The following is a 17,333-nucleotide window of genomic DNA, read 5'->3' as shown; positions in this document are numbered from 1 at the left end:
GTGTTATTCCGCTCCGGACCGTCCCGGCGCCGCGGGCCTCGTCTCCGGCTCGGGCCCGCCCTCCGGTGCGGGCTTCGTCTGCGGAGCGGGCTTCCAGTCCGGGTGGCCCGGCATCGGGGGCGTCCGCTCCCCGTACAGCCAGGCGCGGAAGAAGCCGTCGAGGTCGCGTCCCGCCATGGCGGAGGCCAGTTCCCGGAAGTCGTCCGTGCCGGCCGTCCCGTCGCGGTGCAGCGACACCCAGGCGCGTTGCAGCCGTTCGAAGGCGGAACGGCCGATCTCCTGCCGGAGGGCGTACAGGGCGAGCGCGGCGCCGTCGTAGACGTTGGGCCGGAAGATGGCGCTCTTCCGGCCGGGCTCCGCCGCCTTGGGAGCCGCCGGTGGTCCTCCGGCGGCGCGCCAGCCGTCGGACGCGGCGTAGGCCAGCCTCATGCGCTCCTCCAGGGTCCTGCCGCCCTTCTCCTCCGTGTACAGCGCCTCGTACCAGGTGGCGTGGCCCTCGCTGATCCACAGGTCGGACCAGGTGCGCGGGCTGACGCTGTTGCCGAACCACTGGTGTGCCAGTTCGTGGACCATCACCGAGTCGACGTACCACTCCGGGAACTCGCGCCGGGTGAAGAGCTGCCGCTCGAACAGGGAGAGCGTCTGCGTCTCCAGTTCGAAGCCCGTCTTCGCGTCGGCGACCAGCAGGCCGTACGTCTCGAAGGGGTACCGGCCGACCTTGCCCTCCATCCAGGCGATGTGGCCGGGGGTCTTGCCGAGCCACCGTTCCAGTGTGCCGCGGTCCTTGCGGGGGACCACGTCGCGGACGGGCAGGCCGTGCGGTCCGGACCGGTGGAGCACCGCGGAGCGGCCGATCGCGATCTGGGCGAGCTCGGTGGCCATGGGGTGCTCGGTGCGGTACGTCCAGGTCGTCGACCTGGTGGTGTGGCCCTCACCGGCGGGCAGACCGTTGGCCACGGCTCTGTACCCGGCGGGCGCGGTGATCCGGAAGGTGAACATCGCCTTGTCGGAGGGGTGGTCGTTGCAGGGGAACACCCTGTGGGCGGCGTCGGCCTGGCCCGCCATGACGAGGCCGTCCCGGGTGCGCAGCCAGCCGCCCTCCCGGCCCGCGGACACGGGGTCGCTGGTGTGCCGCACGGTGATGCGCACCGTGCTGCCCTCGTCGAGCGGTTCCTCGGGGGTGACGACCAGGTCCTCTCGCGCACTGGCGAAGGTGGCGGGCGCGTCGTCGACCCGGACGGACTCGACCTCGCCGTGGGCGAAGTCGAGGTTGACGCGCTCCAGCCGGGACGTCGTCCGCGCCACGACGGTGGTGACGGCGGAGAGCGGCTTCCTGTTGTCGCCGGAGTAGGTGAAGGCGAGGTCGTACGACGTGACGTCGTACCCCGGGTTGCCGAGGTCGGGAAAGAGCCGGTCGCCGACGCCGAGGGGTTCGGCCGGCGGTGGCGCGCTCGCGGCGAGCAGACAGACGGAGACGGCGGAGGCGAGCAGGGCCGCCCTGGCGCGACGGGGCCGGGAGACGGGCCGGGCCCCTTGGGCGCCACGGGTCCTGGAGCGGGGTGTGAGCAGCATGGACCACGGCTATCAGCGCGCCGGCGCTCCGCGACGACGACGCGCGCCGAGCCCACTCGAACGGGGGCACCCGACGACTCCTCCCGGCGCGAACGCCCCGGACCTGTGTCCCGCGCGCGTGCCGTGCGGCCGGCCGTTGCTGAAAGGTCTCTGCGACCGCCCGCGACCGGGTGCTACTGCGCGGCCGGGTGCTGGGCGCGGCCGACGTCGTAGACGCCCGCGACATCGCGCATCGCGCGCATCAGGGCGGGCAGGTGCGCGGCGTCCGGGAGCTGCAGCGTGTAGGTGTGGCGGACGCGCTGCTGGGTGGGGGGCTCGACGGTGGCCGAGACGATCGCCACGCCCTCCAGCGCGATGGCCTCGGTCAGGTCGGCGAGGAGGTGCGGCCGCTGGAAGGATTCGGCGACCAGCGTGACACGGCACTCCCCGGTGTCGCCCCAGCGCACGCCGACTTCCGCGCGCTCCGCGGACCGCATGCGCGCCGCACCGGCGCACTCCACGCGGTGGACCGTGACCACGCCCCCGCGCACGAGGAAGCCGGTGATCTCGTCGGGCGGTACCGGTGTGCAACAGCGCGCGAGGCGGGCGCCGGTGCCCGGCCGGTCGACGACGACGCTCTCGGAGGCCGGGCGCGGGGCGGGCGCGTCCGGCACGTGCCGGGCGCCACCGCCGCCGGGGCGCGGGGCGGGGTCCTCGGCGGCGGTGCCGGTGCCGGGGTCCGAGGGATGGGTGGCCAGCCAGCGCTGGATGGCGATGCGCGCGCCGGGTGTGTGCGCGTGCTCCAGCCATTCCCGGGAGGGCTCCGAGGCCACGTCCTGGCCCATCAGGAGCTGCACCGTGTCGCCGTCCTTCAGGACCGTGCTGAGCGTCGCCAGCCGGCCGTTGACCCGGGCGCCGATACAGGCGTGCGCGTCCTCCCCGTACAGGGCGTACGCGGCGTCCACGCAGCTCGCGCCCTCGGGCAGCCCCAGTGCGCCCCCGTCGGGGCGGAACACGGTGATCTCGCGGTCCTGGGCGAGGTCCTCGCGCAGGGTGGACCAGAACATGTCGGTGTCCTGCGCCGATTCCTGCCAGTCGAGGAGGCGGGAGAGCCAGCCGGGGCGGGTGGGGTCGGCGCGCTCGCCGTCGGACGGGTCGTCGGCCCCCGGCGCGTAGGGATTGCCGAGCGCGACGACGCCGGCCTCGGCGACCCGGTGCATCTGGTGCGTACGGATGAGGACCTCGGCCACCTGCCCGTCCGGGCGCGCGACGGCGGTGTGCAGCGACTGGTACAGGTTGAACTTGGGTACGGCGATGAAGTCCTTGAACTCGGAGACGACCGGGGTGAGACAGGTGTGCAGCTCACCGAGGACCGCGTAACAGTCGGCGTCCTCCCCCACGAGCACCAGGATCCGTCCGAAGTCGGCGCCGCGCAGCTGCCCGCGCTTGCGGGCGACGCGGTGCACGGAGACGTGGTGCCGGGGCCTGATGACGACCTCGGCCTGGATGCCGGCCTCCCGCAGCACCCCGCGCACCTCGTCGGCGGTCTCGGACAGGGTGTCGCCGTCGCGCGCCGCCCGGTCCGCGTTGCCGGCGATCAGTTCCCTGGTGCGCTCGTACTCCTCGGGGTGCAGGATCGCGAAGACCAGGTCCTCGAGCTCGGTCTTGAGGACCTGGACGCCGAGCCGTTCGGCGAGGGGGATCAGCACGTCGCGGGTGACCTTGGCGATGCGCTCCTGTTTCTCGCGGCGCATCACGCTCAGCGTGCGCATGTTGTGCAGCCGGTCGGCGAGTTTGATCGACATCACGCGGACGTCGTTGCCGGTGGCGACGAGCATCTTGCGGAAGGTCTCGGGTTCGGCGGCGGCCCCGTAGTCGACCTTCTCCAGCTTCGTGACGCCGTCGACGAGGTAGCGGACCTCCTCGCCGAACTCGGCACCGACCTGCTCGAGCGTCACCTCGGTGTCCTCGACCGTGTCGTGCAGCAGCGAGGCCGTCAGGGTCGTGGTCTCGGCGCCGAGTTCCGCGAGGATCAGCGTCACGGCGAGCGGGTGCGTGATGTACGGCTCGCCGCTCTTGCGCATCTGGCCGCGGTGCGAGGACTCGGCGAGCAGATAGGCGCGGCGCAGGATGTCGGGATCGGCGTCGGGGTGGTGGGCGCGGTGGGCCTCGACCACATGGCCGATGGCGTCCGGCAGCCGGTCGCGGGCGGCCGGGCCGAGCACGGCGGCCCGGCCGAGGCGGCGCAGATCGATGCGCGGGCGGTTCTTCCTGCGGTGACTCGCGGTCGTCACAGTGGCGGGCGTGAGGGGGTTCGTGGCCTCCGCACTCATGGGCACCTCCGGCTCCGTGGACCGGCGGACGGGTGCCCTTGGGCATACGGCGGCTCAGGGGTGGGCGTCGTTCCCCCGTCCGGACCGGTGCTTGATGCTATCGAGCCCACCACGCCCGGTTGACCGCCTCTCGCCGAGCGTGAAACGGATCACCCATTCGAGCGAGGCGGGTGGTGTTTACGGTTTCGCGCCATGCGGAACACCGCGGACCGTGGAATCGATCGCGCACGCGCTCGTCACGTGCGATTCCGTGTTCCGCGGCGCCCCGTGCGCTGCTATGCCGAGCCGCGGAGCGCATCAGCGCACCGCGCTTTCCAGCCACTCGGCGTCGATCTCCCCCTCGGCGACGATCACCGCGGGGCCGGTCATCTCGATCTCGCCGTCCGGGCGCTCGGTGATCACCAGGGTGCCGCCGGGCACGTCGACGGTGTACGTCGCAGGCAGCCCCGTCACCGCCGGGTCGGCGCCGTCACGGCGGGCCGCCGCCACGGCCACGGCGCACGCGCCCGTGCCGCACGAGCGGGTCTCGCCGGACCCGCGCTCGTGCACGCGCAGCGCCACGTGCCCGGGGCCGCGGTCCACCACGAACTCCACGTTGACCCCGTCCGGGTAGGCGGCGGCCGGGCTGAAGGAGGGGGCTTCGTACAGGGTGCCGGCGTGGCCGAGGTCGTCCACGAAGGCGACCGCGTGCGGGTTGCCCATGTTCACGTTGCGCGCGGGCCAGGAGCGCTCGCCGACGGCCACCGTGACGTCGCCCTCGGGAAGGCGGGCCCGGCCCATGCCGACGGTGACGTCGCCGTCCTTGGCGAGGTGCACGGTCTTCACGCCCCCGCGCGTGGCGATCGTCAGGTCGCCCTCGGCCGCGTGGCCCGCGTGCTGCAGGTACCGGGCGAAGACCCGCACGCCGTTGCCGCACATCTCGGCGACCGAGCCGTCGCCGTTGCGGTAGTCCATGAACCACTCCGCCTCGGCCGCCATCGCCCGCGCCTCGGGGTGCGCGGCGGACCGCACGACGTGCAGCAGACCGTCACCGCCGATGCCCGCGCGGCGGTCGCACAGCGCGGCGACGGCGGCCGGGGGCAGGTCGATGGCGTTCTCGGGGTCCGGGACGATCACGAAGTCGTTCTCGGTGCCGTGCCCCTTGAGGAAGGCGATCCGCGTGCTCATTCCTCGATCGTACGGGGTGGGTACGGCAGCCCCGGCGGCGCGGGTGCCGGTCGCGCGACGGGCCTCAGCGCAGCCGGGCGACGCGCCACACGGCCAGGCCGACCAGGACGGCGACCACCACCGCGTACGCGAGCACCACGCGCCAGTCCGGGCGCCGGCCCGATCCGCGCTGCGGCAGTCCCGGCCAGGTGCTGCCGACCCGGCGGGCGGCCATCATCCCCCAGCCGGCCGCACAGGCGCAGATCAGCAGGCCCAGCATGGCGACCACGGCGCCGCCGTCGCCGAACTCGAAGGCGAGCGGGAAGGCGAACATCAGCGAACCGACCGCGCCCAGGCCCACGATGGGCGCGAGCTGCCAGATCCGCATCCGCCGCTGCGGGCGCAGCTCCACCTCGACCTCCGGTCCGGACATCTCGTCCGGCGCCGGTCCGTCGGCGGTCACTCCGTCCGGCGGCTGCTCCTCGGGGCCGTCGGGACTCAGCGGACCGGCCTCCGGGTCCGGGCGGTACTCCTCGAGGGTCCGCTGCTCCTGGGCCGCGGGGGTCGCGGGTGCCGCGACGTCACCGCCCGCTCCTTGCGCGGTGTCGCGAGGGCCGGCCTCCATCGCCACGCGCCCTCCCAACTAGGCTTCCACTGGTCGATCGAAGCTCGATGATGGCACGGTCCCGAAGGCCCGGATGACGGCCTGAGCGTCCCGATGCCAGGACGTGATCAGGCTGTGACCGGTCGTTCGACCAATGCGAGCGCGTGCCCGTGCAGTTCCGTGACGTCCGCCGCGCCGCCCTTCAGCCAGTGCACCCGGGGATCGCGCCGGAACCAGGAATCCTGGCGGCGCGCGAAACGCTTGGTGGCGCGCACCGTCTCGGCCCGCGCCTCCTCCTCGGAGCACTCCCCGGCGAGCGCGGCGAGCATCTGCTGGTAGCCGAGCGCGCGCGACGCGGTACGCCCCTCGCGCAGCCCGCGCGCCTCCAGGGCGCGCACCTCGTCGGCGAGCCCCGCGTCCCACATGCGGTCGACCCGGCGGGCGATGCGCTCGTCCAGTTCCGGACGGGCCACGTCTACGCCGATCTGCACGGTGTCGTAGACGGAGTCGTGTCCCGGGAGGTTGGCGGTGAACGGCTTGCCGGTGAGTTCGATGACCTCCAGGGCGCGCACGATGCGGCGGCCGTTGCTGGGCAGGATCGCCTGCGCGGCCTCGGGGTCGGCGGCGGCCAGGCGGGCGTGCAGGGCGCCGGAGCCGCGCAGGGCGAGCTCTTCCTCCAGCCGGGCCCGGATCTCGGGGTCGGTGCCGGGGAACTCCAGGTTGTCGACGGCGCCGCGGACGTACAGCCCGGAACCGCCCACCAGGACGGGCCAGCGCCCCTCGGCGAGCAGCGCGTCGATCCGCGCGCGGGCGAGCCGCTGGTACTCGGCGACGCTGGCAGTGACGGTCACGTCCCAGATGTCCAGCAGGTGGTGCGGGACGTCACCGCGTTCCTCGGGCGTCAGTTTGGCGGTACCGATGTCCATCCCCCGGTAGAGCTGCATCGAGTCGGCGTTGACGACCTCACCGCCGAGGCGCTGGGCCAGGAAGACGCCGAGATCGGACTTGCCGGCCGCGGTGGGTCCGACGACGGCGATGACACGGGGGGCGGAGGGTGCGCTGCTCACCGCCCCAGTCTCGCAAACCTCACATCCTCCCCTCGAACGAGTTACGTGACGCGACACGGTCGGTGTCGTTCCTGTTGCGAGGTTCGGACCGCCGGTATCCCGGCGCCGGCGGCCGGGCGAGGCAATCGGACGCACCGGGCGACGCGAGATTTCGCCCGTACGAGTAATGTTGGAGTGTATATGGGCGTTTTTGCACGACTTCTGCGGAGGTCGAAGGCGGCGGAAGAGGCGTCGACCGGAAAGGCACTGGCCGCCGCTCCGACGGAGGAGTCAGAAGCGGACGGGCCGGTGACACCCGGAGAGGCCGGGACGCCGGAGGCGGCGGGCACCCCGGAGGCGTCCGGGGCCGGTGCCGTCACCGAGGCGGCGGTGCCGGGCACCGAGGACGGCGGGAAGGACGCGCCGGACAACCCCGGCGGGACCGACGACGTGGAGATCCCGGCGCAGCAGACCGCCGCCGGGGCCGCGGACGACGCCGCGGACGACACGGCCGGCGAGGGCGCCCGCACATAACCGCTCCGCGAGGAAGGTGGACCCATGGGTCTCCTGGACAGTCTGAAAGCCAAATGCGGCCCCGCCACGAGCAGGATCTCGGGTCTCGCGAAGGAACACGGGGGCAAGGTCGAGCGGGGTCTCGACAAAGCCGCGCACATGGTCGACGAGAGGACCAAGGGCAGGTACAGCGACCGGATCCACATGGGCACGGACAAGGCCAAGGGCGCCATGGACCGGCTCGCGCACAAGGACGACGGAGCCGGGCCCCCGCCCCGTCCTCCGGCCTCCTGAGCCGCATGACGACGGCGGTGGGCGGCCGCGGAGCACTCCGCGGCCGCCCACCGCCGTCCCATGGCTCAGGACCAGGTGGCCACCATGTACCCCACGCCGTAGGGGGCGTCCTCGTAGAGCAACGAGCCCGACAGGCCCGTGCCCTCGGCGGCGCCCGCGAGGAGCTGCCACGGGGCCCGGCCGGCCGCCTTGAGGTCGTGCGCCAGGCCGGTGTCGAGCGCCTTCAGGGCGGCGCCGTCGGCCGAGCCGAGCGCCCGCGCGACCTCCGCGTCGAAGCCGGCCGCGCGCTCGTCGAGGTACCCCGGCGCCTTGAGCGTGCGGCACGCGCTGCCGTCGCCCATCACCAGCATCGCCACACGCGGCGACCGTGCCGCGATCTCCCGTCCCGTGTCCACGCACCGGCCGGCCGGGAGGTGCTGCGCCACGCCGAGCCCCTCGACGGGCGTGTCGGCCCACTCCGTGCGCGCCAGCAGCCACGCGGCGACCGCGAGGGAGGTCGGCAGACCGGTCTCCGCGGCCGTGCCGTCCGGCTCGCCGGGCCCGAGACGTACGTCGACGTCGACACCGAAGCCGCGGAAGGAGCCCGCCGTGCCCTGCGGGTACGGAAGGGTCTCCCCGGCCGGCCCCACCACCACGAGCCGGTCGGGGAGCGCGGTGGCCAGCACCCCGAGCGCGGTGGCGCACGCGGCCCGCGCGGCGTCCAGTTCGGGCGCCGCCCCGGCGGCGACCTCGGGCACGAGCAGCGGCGGGCAGGGACAGACGGCGGCGGCTACAAGCATGATCAGCAGCGTAGTCCCGTATGCCGGGATCAGTCGCAGCCGCAGCCCGTGGTGGCGAGCGGCAGCGGCTCCGGGACACCGATCTTCGGCAGACCGAGCAGCACGCCGGCCGGCTTGGCGTCCTGCTTGGCGTTCCGCTTCTCCCAGGCGTCCCCCGCGCGCGTGCGGCGCACGTCCAGGACGGCGCCCTCGGCGAGGAGGTGGTGCGGGGCGGCGTAGGTGATCTCCACGGTCACCACGTCGCCGGGGCGGACCTCCGCTTCCGGCTTGGTGAAGTGCACCAGGCGGTTGTCGGGGGCGCGGCCGGAGAGGCGGTGGGTGGCGCCGTCCTTGCGGCCCTCGCCCTCGGCGACCATCAGCTCCAGGGTGCGGCCGACCTGCTTCTTGTTCTCCTCCCAGGAGATCTCCTCCTGGAGGGCGACGAGACGCTCGTAGCGCGCCTGGACGACCTCCTTGGGGATCTGGTTCTCCATGGTGGCCGCGGGGGTGCCGGGGCGCTTGGAGTACTGGAAGGTGAAGGCCTGCGAGAACCGCGCCTCGCGCACCACGTGCAGGGTCTGCTCGAAGTCCTCCTCGGTCTCGCCGGGGAAGCCCACGATGATGTCGGTGGTGATGGCCGCGTGCGGGATGGCCGCGCGGACCTTCTCGATGATCCCGAGGTAACGCTCCTGCCGGTACGAGCGGCGCATCGCCTTCAGGACGGTGTCCGAGCCGGACTGGAGCGGCATGTGGAGCTGCGGCATCACGTTCGGCGTCTCGGCCATGGCGGCGATCACGTCGTCGGTGAAGTCGCGCGGGTGCGGCGAGGTGAAGCGGACGCGCTCCAGGCCCTCGATGTTCCCGCAGGCCCGCAGCAGCTTGCTGAACGCCTCGCGGTCACCGATGTCGGAGCCGTACGCGTTGACGTTCTGGCCGAGCAGCGTGATCTCGGAGACGCCCTCGGCGACCAGGGCCTCGACCTCGGCGAGGATGTCGCCGGGGCGGCGGTCCTTCTCCTTGCCGCGCAGCGCCGGGACGATGCAGAACGTGCAGGTGTTGTTGCAGCCGACCGAGATGGACACCCAGGCGGCGTACGCGCTCTCGCGGCGGGTCGGCAGCGTGGAGGGGAACGCCTCCAGCGACTCGGCGATCTCGACCTGCGCCTCCTCCTGGACGCGGGCGCGCTCCAGCAGCACCGGCAGCTTGCCGATGTTGTGCGTGCCGAAGACGACGTCCACCCAGGGCGCCTTCTTCACGATGGTGTCGCGGTCCTTCTGCGCCAGACAGCCGCCGACGGCGATCTGCATGCCGGGGCGGGCGGCCTTCATGGGGGCGAGACGGCCGAGGTTGCCGTAGAGGCGGTTGTCGGCGTTCTCCCGGACGGCGCAGGTGTTGAAGACGACGACGTCGGCGTCGCCCTCGCGGGTGCCCTCGGGGGCGCGGACGTACCCCGCCTCCTCGAGCAAACCGGACAAGCGCTCGGAGTCGTGGACGTTCATCTGGCACCCGTAGGTGCGTACTTCGTAGGTCTTGACGCCCGCTGCCTGGCTCCGGTCACTGCTGCTCATGCCACCAGGGTAGGCGGTGTACCGGGGAGCCTCCGCCTCCGGCCGTCGCCGGCCGTCGGTACGCGGCCCGCTCCCCGCGTCAGCCCTGCCCGTCCCGCCATCCCTGCCGGCGCAGCACCCCCGCCACGTCCGGCGCCCGGTAGTGCTCGCCCTTCAGCACCTTGCCGTCCGCCCGCCGGGCCACGTGCCCGTCGGGGCCCCGCTCGGACATGTCGGCGCGGTGGATCTCGGCGATCACCTCGTCCAGGTCGATCCCGTGGACGAGCGCGGTGCCGTACGCCACGTACACCACGTCGGCCAGTTCGTGCGCCAGCCGGTCCAGCGGGCCCGTGACGGCCACCTCAGCGACCTCGGCGGCCTCCTCCGCGAGCAGTTCGGCCCGGTGGGCGGCGAGCTCCGGTGACGCCTCCGTCGGCACGGTGCGCGCGTCGAGCCCGAAGGCACGGTGGAACTCATGGACGGACGTGGCGGGTGAGGGCTGCATCCGGCAACCCTCACCACACCCGTCCGTCCGCCCCCGCCCGTGCGTCGGGGCGGACGGCCGACAGCGATACGGCGGACCGCCGACGGCGGGACGCGCCATGGAAGGCGGTGACGTAACCCCCTACGCTCCGTTGGGTCTTCACAAGCACGGCCGACCCGGGCGCACCCGGGCGGCCGGTCGTCCGTACTCCGGCAGACGCCGTACGACCAGGAATGTTGAGGACCCGCCGTGACCGTTCCTCCCGCCTCTCCCGCCCACCGGGCGCAGTCCCACGTCACCCGGCGCGCCCTGATCGGCGCCGCGGGCGCCGTCGCCGCCGGGGCCGTGATCACACCGGCCGTGACGGCCGGGCCGACGGAACCGGACACCCCCGGGCCGGACACCGTCGGAGCGGACCCCGTCGAGGCCGGCACGGCCGGGGCGGGCACCGCCGTCGCCGCCGCCGCGCGGGCCGGCCTCATGGCCGAGACCTTCCCCGTGACCCGCGCCGAGGCGGCCGTCGGCGAGGCGCCCGTGTCGGCCGCCTTCCCCATCGGCTTCGTGGGCGTGCGCTGGGAGGGCGCGCCGGAGGCCACCGGCGGCGGCATCCGGCTGCGCGGCGCCGACGGGACCGAGGGCGCCTGGCGGGCGTTCCCCACGAGCGGCTGCTCCCCCGCCGACGGCGGCGGGCTGCTGATCCCCGCCGGTCAGGCCGCCGGCTACGAGCTGAGGGCGCCCGCCGGGGCGACCGGACTGCGGTCGCTGGCGCTCGACACCACACGCGGTCCGCGGCGGGCGATGACCGTCCCGAGGCACACGACGCGGATGCGCGGCCTCGCCTACGTGTCCCGGGCGGCCTGGGGCGCGGACGAGTCGCTGCGGTACGACGAGGACGGCGCGGAGCGGACACCGGCCGCCTACCACCCCTTCCAGACCATCACCGTGCACCACACCGCCACGTCCAACGCCGACCCGCACCCGGCCGCCACGGTGCGCGGTATCTACCAGCTCCACACCATGACCAACGGCTGGGGCGACATCGGCTACCACTTCCTCGTCGACCATCGGGGCCGCGTCTACGAGGGACGCCATACCGGCGGCGACGGACTGCCCGGACACGACGCCGACGGCAGGGTGGTGACCGCCTTCCACGTCGGCGGCTGCAACTCCGGGAACCTGGGCATCGCCCTGATCGGCAACCTGACGGAGCAGGGTCCCTCGCGGGCCGCCCGGAAGGCGCTGACCCGTCTGGTCCGTGTGCTGGTACGGCAGCACGGTGTCGACCCGTACGCGCGCGTGACGTACACGAACCCCGTGGACGACACCCGCAAGGAGGTGCCGGAGATCAGCGGCCACCGGGACTGGATGAGGACGAAGTGCCCGGGCGGGAGGATGTACCGGGAGCTGGACCGCCTGCGCTCGGCGGTGGCGGACGGCCTCTAGGACCTCGCGCGTGCCGGGTCCGCGGTGCGCGGGCCCGGCGCCGCGCGGCACGCGGCCGGACCGTCGCCCGCGGGGCGGCGGAGGGAGGTAACGGCTCCGTCCCGGCCGCCCGCGGCCCTTGGCCGCCGCCCCCTGACCTGGCAGGATCACGCCATGTTCGAGGCACTCCGCCGCTATGGCGCCCACCGCCGCCTGCCGGCCGTCACGGCGGCGCTCGTGGTCCTGGGGCTGCTCCTGTGGTGGCTGTGGCCGCGCGAGGAGCCCCCGACCGGAACGATCACGATCAGCACCGGGACGGAGAAGGGCGTCTACCACGAGTACGGGAACCGCCTGCGCAACGCGATCCACGAGGACATGCCCGGTCTGAAGGTGGAGCTGCGGCCGAGCGAGGGCTCGCAGGAGAACGTGAAGCGCGTGGCCGACGGCGGGGCCGACTTCGCCATCGCCGCGGCCGACGCGGTGGAGGCGTACCGGCAGAACCGGCAGCCCGGTCACGAGCGGCTGCGCGGCATCGCCCGGCTGTACGACGACTACGTGCAGCTCGTCGTGTCGCGTGCGTCGGGGATCGAGGAGATCAAGGACCTCGAGGGCAAGCGGGTCGGCGTGGGACCGGACGACTCCGGGGTACGGCTGATCGCGGACCGGGTGCTGCGGGCGGCCGGGCTGGATCCGCGGCAGGACGTCGTGCCGGAGGCGGACAGCATCGCGGAGGGACCGGAGCGGCTGCGCAGCGGCGGCATCGACGCCTTCTTCTGGTCGGGCGGGCTGCCGACGGACGGGCTGGAGAAGCTCGTCGAGTCGGACGACTTCCGGTTCGTGGAGATCGACGCCGCCACCGTGGACAGCCTGCACGAGCAGGACGACGTCTTCGGCCACTACCGGTCCTCGGTGATGCCGGCCGACGCGTACGGGTCCGGCCGCCCGGGACACCCCATACAGACGCTCACCGTGGCGAACCTGCTCATCACGCGCGCGGACGTGGACCCCCGGCTGACCGAGTGGCTCACCCGGACGGTGATCAACAGCCGCGACGACATCGGCTCGCACGTCCACTCGGCCCAGTTCGTGGACCTGCGCACGGCCATCTACACCGACCCCGTGAACCTGCACGAGGGCGCACGGCGCTACTACCGCTCGGTGAAGCCGTAGGGCCCGGGCCCTCTCTCAGGCGAGCGGCCCGCTCCTCGGCACCGTCACCGTCACCTTGAGCCCCTGCGGTTCGTGGTGGGCGTACGCGATCGATCCGCCGCCCGCCGCGAGGAGCGCGCGGGATATGGACAGACCGAGCCCGGAGCCCTTGATGTTCTGGTGCCCCGGGCTGCGCCAGAAGCGGTCGCCTATGCGGCCGAGCTCCTCCTCGCCGAGTCCGGGCCCGCTGTCGGCGACGACGACCGTGGAGACCTCGCCGTCGGCGGACACCGTCACCGAGACGTCCTGTCCCTCCGGAGTGAACTTCAGCGCGTTGTCGATCACGGCGTCCAGCGCGCTCGACAAGGCGATCGGGTCGGCCCAGGCGGTGGTGGGCGGGCAGTCGCCCAGCAGCCGTACGCCCTTGCTCTCGGCCACCGGACCCCATGCGGCGACCCGCTCGGCGGCCAGTTCACCGATGTCGGTGAGCGCGAGATCCGCCTCGGCGTGCTCGGCGAGCGCCAGGTCGAGCAGGTCGTCGAGGACCTGTGCGAGCCGCTTGCCCTCGGCGCGCACGGAGGCGATCTCCTCGTTGTCGCTGGGCAGTTCGAGGGCGAGCAGGTCGATGCGGAGCAGCAGCGCGGCCAGGGGGTTGCGCAGCTGGTGCGAGGCGTCGGCGACGAAGGCGCGCTGCTGCTCCAGGACCTCCTCCACGTTGTGGGCCATCTCGTTGAACGACCGGGCCAGCCGCCGGAACTCGGGCGGCCCGCCGGCCACCGGGACCCGGGACTTCAGCCGTCCGGTGGCGATGTCGTGGGCGGTGGCGTCCAGGTCCCGTACGGGCTTGAGGACCCAGCCGGTCAGCCGCAGCGCGGCACCGACGGCGAGGAGCATCGCGGCGACCAGGCCCGCCGCGATGACCAGCCAGCCGCGCAGGGTGGCCGACCGCATCCGGTCGGTGGGCGAGTCGGTGACGACGACGGCGACGACGTCGCCGTCCCGGACGACGGGCGACGCGACGACGAGCCGGCCGCGTTCCCAGGGCCACACCTGCTTCGGGTCGTGGCTGCGCCGTCCCAGCAGCGCCTCGCCGTAGGCGTCGAGGCCTCCGCCCGCCTCGGGCACCGTCCAGCGGCGCGGGGCCGCCGCCATGGCCCCGCACTCCGCCTCGCGCTCGACCTTGCATCCGCGCTCGAAGACGCCCGCGCGGATGCCGTACACCTCGTGGTAGCGGTCGAGCTCCCGCTGCAGGGTCTCGCGGCGCTCGCTCGTGCCGTCGGCCGGTGCACCGGCGGAACGGTCGGTGACGTACTGCGCGAGGGCCGCGAAGCGCGCCGTGTCGTCGATGCGGTCGACGACCACCTGCTGTTGCTTGGCGGTCGCCAGGCTCACCGCCAGCGGGATACCGAGCGCCAGCAGCACGGCGGCCATGAGGACGATGAGCAGCGGAAGCAGACGAGTGCGCACCCGGGCACGCTATGCCGCGGGGGTGACGAGCCGGTACCCGACTCCGCGCACTGTCTCGATCAGTGCGGGCATGCGCAGCTTGGAGCGCAGGGACGCGACGTGCACCTCCAGGGTGCGCCCCGTCCCCTCCCAACTGGTGCGCCACACCTCGCTGATGATCTGTTCCCGGCGGAAGACCACTCCGGGGCGCTGGGCGAGCAGCGCCAGCAGGTCGAACTCCTTGCGGGTCAGCTGGACCACCATGCCGTCCACGCTGACCTGGCGGGTGGGCAGTTCGATGTGCACGGGTCCGAGTCCGATCACGCCCGCCGCGGTCCCCGGTCTGTCGTCGGCCGCCCGGCGCCGGCTGACGGCGTGGATGCGGGCGAGCAGCTCGCCGATGTCGTAGGGCTTGACGACGTAGTCGTCCGCTCCGAGGTTCAGGCCGTGGATGCGTGAGCGCACGTCGGAGCGGGCGGTGACCATGATGACGGGGGTGCTGGTGCGTTTGCGGATCTTGCCGCAGACCTCGTAGCCGTCCTGGTCGGGCAGGCCGAGGTCGAGCAGCACCACGCCGAAGCCGGCGCTGCCGGGCACGAGTGCCTGCAGTGCCTCCTCGCCGCTGCGGGCGTGTGTGACCCGGAAGCCGTGCCGGGCCAGCACCGCGGAGAGGGCGGCGGCGACGTGGTTGTCGTCCTCCACGAGCAGCAGTCTCATTCGGTCCCCCTCCGGTGTGCGGTGGTGTCTGTGCGCGGCGGTCGCTGTGGGTGTCGGTTCCTGTGAATGGGTGCGTGTCGGTCTCTGTGAAGGGGGCTGTGTCGGTCTCGGCGAGTGACGGGTGCGTCTTTCGTCTCGGAGTGGGTCGGCCGTACGGTTCCCGCGCGCGGACGCCGAATTCCGGCCGCACGGGTCGCGTTCGCGTGAACGAGATCGCAACGCGCGGAGAACGCGGGCACGCGCGCGTGTGTCTCCTGGCAGTGACGCCGATGACCGAGGACGGCGTCAAGTGGGTGTCGTCCGGCGTTACCCAGCCGGTACAGGGCGGTAATCGGCCACCATGGTCCACCACGCAGCGTGATGATCTGCTATCGGATCGTTATGCTCAATTTCCCCTCAGATGTAATGACGCTGGTCGCGTAGGGTCACTACTGTCCTCCGAAACCGAGGAGGACGGAGCCAGTAAGCGATGACCGAAGTATCGGTGGCCAAGGAGAGCGTGGCCGCGACCGACGACCTGGTCGTCCTGAAGGACGTCAACAAGCACTTCGGCGCGTTGCACGTGCTCCAGGACATCGACCTGACCATCGCCCGGGGTGAGGTCGTCGTGGTGATCGGACCCTCCGGGTCCGGTAAGTCCACCCTGTGCCGCACCATCAACCGCCTGGAGACGATCGACTCCGGCAGCATCACGATCGACGGCAAGCCGCTGCCCGCGGAGGGCAAGGGGCTCGCCCGGCTCCGTGCCGACGTCGGCATGGTGTTCCAGTCCTTCAACCTCTTCGCGCACAAGACGGTGCTCGAGAACGTCGTGCTCGGGCAGGTGAAGGTCCGCAAGGCCGACAAGGCGAAGGCCGAGGAGAAGGCACGCGCCCTGCTCGACCGCGTCGGCGTGGGCACGCAGGCGGACAAGTACCCCGCCCAGCTCTCCGGCGGTCAGCAGCAGCGGGTGGCGATCGCGCGGGCACTGGCGATGGACCCGAAGGTCATGCTCTTCGACGAGCCGACCTCCGCGCTCGACCCCGAGATGATCAACGAGGTCCTGGAGGTCATGCAGCAGCTCGCGCGTGACGGCATGACCATGATCGTCGTCACCCACGAGATGGGCTTCGCGCGGTCGGCCGCCAACCGGGTCGTGTTCATGGCCGACGGGCGCATCGTCGAGGAGGCGACGCCCGACCAGTTCTTCAGCAACCCGCGCAGCGACCGGGCCAAGGACTTCCTGTCGAAGATCCTGCACCACTGAGGTCCACGACAAGGGCCTGGTCACCGGGTCCCGCGCCTCCGAGGGGTCCCTTCCTCTCCTCGGAGGCGTCTTCCCTACCTGCTCACCCGCAGGGCCCGGCTCCCGCGCCACCCGCAGCCGACGCACCGTCGCCCGCACCGACGGCCCGCTTCTCGTCACCACGCAAAGGATGTTCACCATGAAGCTCCGCAAGGTCACCGCCGCCTCGGCCACCGCCTTCGTGCTCGCCCTGACCGCCACCGCCTGCGGTGGCGGCGGCAGCGACAGCGGTTCGGGCGGCGACAAGATCACCATCGGCATCAAGTTCGACCAGCCGGGCCTCGGCCTCAAGACGCCCGACGGCAGCTACACGGGCTTCGACGTCGACGTCGCGAAGTACGTGGCCAAGGAGCTCGGTTACGACGAGGCGGACATCGAGTGGCGGGAGACGCCGAGCGCCGACCGTGAGAACGCCCTGGAGCGCGGCGACGTCGACTTCATCGCGGCGACCTACTCGATCACCGACGAGCGCAAGGAGAAGGTCGACTTCGCCGGCCCTTACCTCCTCGCGCACCAGGACCTGCTGGTCCGCGCCGACGAGAACGTCACCAAGGGCGAGGACCTCAACGGCAAGAAGCTGTGTTCGGTCGCCGGCTCCACCTCCGCGCAGAACGTCAAGGACGACTTCGCGCCCAAGGCCAACCTGCAGGAGACCGGCACGTACTCCGAGTGCCTGGACGGTCTGGCGAGCGGTGCGGTCGACGCCCTGACCACGGACGACTCGATCCTCGCGGGCTACGCGGCGCAGGAGCAGTACAAGGGCAAGTTCAAGCTGGCCGGCCTGGAGCTGAGCAACGAGAACTACGGCATCGGTGTCAAGAAGGGCGAGACCGAGCTGCTCGACGACATCAACGCCGCCCTGGAGAAGATGGTCAGCGAGAAGGCGTGGGACAAGGCCGTCGAGGACAACTTCGGCCCGGCGAACTACGAGAACGAGCCCGCCCCGAAGATCGGCGACATCGTCCAGTAAGGCAGGCACCCGTGGCGGGCCGTCCGGCGCGGCGGCCCACCACTCCCCTCGGCACACGCGGAAGCGCG

Annotated in this window: 16 protein-coding genes; 6 read left to right on the top strand and 10 right to left on the bottom strand. The window is 72.7% G+C overall.

Features of this window, described 5'->3' with window-relative positions:
* Nucleotides 1–3: 3 nt before the first annotated feature.
* From IEZ04_RS05095 to miaA, 5 genes are all read right to left on the bottom strand, one after another.
* The gene (locus IEZ04_RS05095; RefSeq protein ID WP_189215458.1) at nucleotides 4–1,572 is read right to left on the bottom strand and encodes a M1 family metallopeptidase; all 1,569 of its coding nucleotides are present in this window, start codon (nucleotides 1,570–1,572) and stop codon (nucleotides 4–6) included.
* Between the two features lie 173 nt (nucleotides 1,573–1,745).
* Nucleotides 1,746–3,884, bottom strand: coding sequence for a RelA/SpoT family protein (locus IEZ04_RS05090; RefSeq protein WP_189215457.1), 2,139 nt, complete (start codon nucleotides 3,882–3,884; stop codon nucleotides 1,746–1,748).
* A gap of 297 nt (nucleotides 3,885–4,181) precedes the next feature.
* On the bottom strand, nucleotides 4,182–5,051 hold the full coding sequence (gene dapF / locus IEZ04_RS05085; protein ID WP_189215456.1) for a diaminopimelate epimerase: 870 nt from the start codon (nucleotides 5,049–5,051) through the stop codon (nucleotides 4,182–4,184).
* A gap of 64 nt (nucleotides 5,052–5,115) precedes the next feature.
* A complete protein-coding gene (locus IEZ04_RS05080; RefSeq protein WP_373296253.1) occupies nucleotides 5,116–5,661 on the bottom strand; it encodes a hypothetical protein in 546 nt (181 codons plus the stop codon).
* Nucleotides 5,662–5,762: 101 nt separating this feature from the next.
* Nucleotides 5,763–6,701 carry a tRNA (adenosine(37)-N6)-dimethylallyltransferase MiaA gene (gene miaA, locus IEZ04_RS05075; RefSeq protein WP_189215455.1) on the bottom strand — a complete coding sequence of 313 codons (939 nt, stop codon included), beginning with the start codon at nucleotides 6,699–6,701 and terminating at the stop codon, nucleotides 5,763–5,765.
* Nucleotides 6,702–6,989: 288 nt separating this feature from the next.
* Between miaA and IEZ04_RS05070 the strand changes: the two genes are divergently transcribed.
* Nucleotides 6,990–7,214, top strand: a complete 225-nt coding sequence (locus IEZ04_RS05070; RefSeq protein WP_308429780.1) for a hypothetical protein — start codon at nucleotides 6,990–6,992, stop codon at nucleotides 7,212–7,214.
* A 24-nt stretch (nucleotides 7,215–7,238) separates the two neighbouring features.
* Nucleotides 7,239–7,487 carry an antitoxin gene (locus tag IEZ04_RS05065; protein ID WP_189215453.1) on the top strand — a complete coding sequence of 83 codons (249 nt, stop codon included), beginning with the start codon at nucleotides 7,239–7,241 and terminating at the stop codon, nucleotides 7,485–7,487.
* A gap of 65 nt (nucleotides 7,488–7,552) precedes the next feature.
* Here the strand turns inward: IEZ04_RS05065 and IEZ04_RS05060 are convergent, their stop codons facing one another.
* From IEZ04_RS05060 to IEZ04_RS05050, 3 genes are all read right to left on the bottom strand, one after another.
* Nucleotides 7,553–8,266, bottom strand: a complete 714-nt coding sequence (locus tag IEZ04_RS05060) for a class III extradiol dioxygenase subunit B-like domain-containing protein (RefSeq protein WP_189215452.1) — start codon at nucleotides 8,264–8,266, stop codon at nucleotides 7,553–7,555.
* A 29-nt stretch (nucleotides 8,267–8,295) separates the two neighbouring features.
* Nucleotides 8,296–9,813 carry a tRNA (N6-isopentenyl adenosine(37)-C2)-methylthiotransferase MiaB gene (gene miaB / locus IEZ04_RS05055; RefSeq protein ID WP_189215451.1) on the bottom strand — a complete coding sequence of 506 codons (1,518 nt, stop codon included), beginning with the start codon at nucleotides 9,811–9,813 and terminating at the stop codon, nucleotides 8,296–8,298.
* 79 nt (nucleotides 9,814–9,892) lie between these two features.
* Complete coding sequence (locus IEZ04_RS05050; protein ID WP_189215450.1) at nucleotides 9,893–10,297, bottom strand: pyrophosphohydrolase domain-containing protein; 405 nt, start codon at nucleotides 10,295–10,297, stop codon at nucleotides 9,893–9,895.
* A 228-nt stretch (nucleotides 10,298–10,525) separates the two neighbouring features.
* Here IEZ04_RS05050 and IEZ04_RS05045 point away from each other — a divergent pair, with 228 nt between their 5' ends.
* On the top strand, nucleotides 10,526–11,719 hold the full coding sequence (locus IEZ04_RS05045) for an N-acetylmuramoyl-L-alanine amidase (protein WP_189215449.1): 1,194 nt from the start codon (nucleotides 10,526–10,528) through the stop codon (nucleotides 11,717–11,719).
* 153 nt (nucleotides 11,720–11,872) lie between these two features.
* Nucleotides 11,873–12,868, top strand: coding sequence for a TAXI family TRAP transporter solute-binding subunit (locus IEZ04_RS05040; protein ID WP_189215448.1), 996 nt, complete (start codon nucleotides 11,873–11,875; stop codon nucleotides 12,866–12,868).
* A gap of 15 nt (nucleotides 12,869–12,883) precedes the next feature.
* Here the strand turns inward: IEZ04_RS05040 and IEZ04_RS05035 are convergent, their stop codons facing one another.
* Together IEZ04_RS05035 and IEZ04_RS05030 are read right to left on the bottom strand one after the other, a co-directional pair.
* Entirely contained in the window at nucleotides 12,884–14,314 is a 1,431-nt protein-coding gene (locus IEZ04_RS05035; RefSeq protein WP_189215447.1) for a sensor histidine kinase, read from the bottom strand.
* Nucleotides 14,315–14,323: 9 nt separating this feature from the next.
* The gene (locus IEZ04_RS05030; RefSeq protein WP_189215446.1) at nucleotides 14,324–15,010 is read right to left on the bottom strand and encodes a response regulator transcription factor; all 687 of its coding nucleotides are present in this window, start codon (nucleotides 15,008–15,010) and stop codon (nucleotides 14,324–14,326) included.
* 469 nt (nucleotides 15,011–15,479) lie between these two features.
* Between IEZ04_RS05030 and IEZ04_RS05025 the strand changes: the two genes are divergently transcribed.
* Both IEZ04_RS05025 and IEZ04_RS05020 read left to right on the top strand, forming a co-directional pair.
* Nucleotides 15,480–16,256 (top strand): amino acid ABC transporter ATP-binding protein, encoded by a 777-nt coding sequence (locus IEZ04_RS05025; RefSeq protein ID WP_189215445.1) that lies wholly within the window; start codon nucleotides 15,480–15,482, stop codon nucleotides 16,254–16,256.
* A 178-nt stretch (nucleotides 16,257–16,434) separates the two neighbouring features.
* Nucleotides 16,435–17,265 carry a glutamate ABC transporter substrate-binding protein gene (locus IEZ04_RS05020; protein ID WP_189215444.1) on the top strand — a complete coding sequence of 277 codons (831 nt, stop codon included), beginning with the start codon at nucleotides 16,435–16,437 and terminating at the stop codon, nucleotides 17,263–17,265.
* Nucleotides 17,266–17,333: the final 68 nt, after the last annotated feature.

It is taken from the genome of Streptomyces ruber (assembly GCF_014648075.1).
Classification (GTDB): domain Bacteria; phylum Actinomycetota; class Actinomycetes; order Streptomycetales; family Streptomycetaceae; genus Streptomyces; species Streptomyces ruber.
Note: the sequence above shows the minus strand (reverse complement) of the source record. Positions and strands in the feature narration are given on the sequence as shown.

Coding starts and splice junctions, on each gene's coding strand:
- IEZ04_RS05065 (WP_189215453.1), top strand. CDS start 7,239: ATGGGTCTCCTGGACAGTCTGAAAGCCAAATGCGGCCCCGCCACGAGC.
- IEZ04_RS05090 (WP_189215457.1), bottom strand. CDS start 3,884: ATGAGTGCGGAGGCCACGAACCCCCTCACGCCCGCCACTGTGACGACC.
- IEZ04_RS05050 (WP_189215450.1), bottom strand. CDS start 10,297: ATGCAGCCCTCACCCGCCACGTCCGTCCATGAGTTCCACCGTGCCTTC.
- IEZ04_RS05095 (WP_189215458.1), bottom strand. CDS start 1,572: ATGCTGCTCACACCCCGCTCCAGGACCCGTGGCGCCCAAGGGGCCCGG.
- IEZ04_RS05030 (WP_189215446.1), bottom strand. CDS start 15,010: ATGAGACTGCTGCTCGTGGAGGACGACAACCACGTCGCCGCCGCCCTC.
- dapF (WP_189215456.1), bottom strand. CDS start 5,051: ATGAGCACGCGGATCGCCTTCCTCAAGGGGCACGGCACCGAGAACGAC.
- IEZ04_RS05025 (WP_189215445.1), top strand. CDS start 15,480: ATGACCGAAGTATCGGTGGCCAAGGAGAGCGTGGCCGCGACCGACGAC.
- IEZ04_RS05040 (WP_189215448.1), top strand. CDS start 11,873: ATGTTCGAGGCACTCCGCCGCTATGGCGCCCACCGCCGCCTGCCGGCC.
- IEZ04_RS05060 (WP_189215452.1), bottom strand. CDS start 8,266: ATGCTTGTAGCCGCCGCCGTCTGTCCCTGCCCGCCGCTGCTCGTGCCC.
- miaB (WP_189215451.1), bottom strand. CDS start 9,813: ATGAGCAGCAGTGACCGGAGCCAGGCAGCGGGCGTCAAGACCTACGAA.
- IEZ04_RS05020 (WP_189215444.1), top strand. CDS start 16,435: ATGAAGCTCCGCAAGGTCACCGCCGCCTCGGCCACCGCCTTCGTGCTC.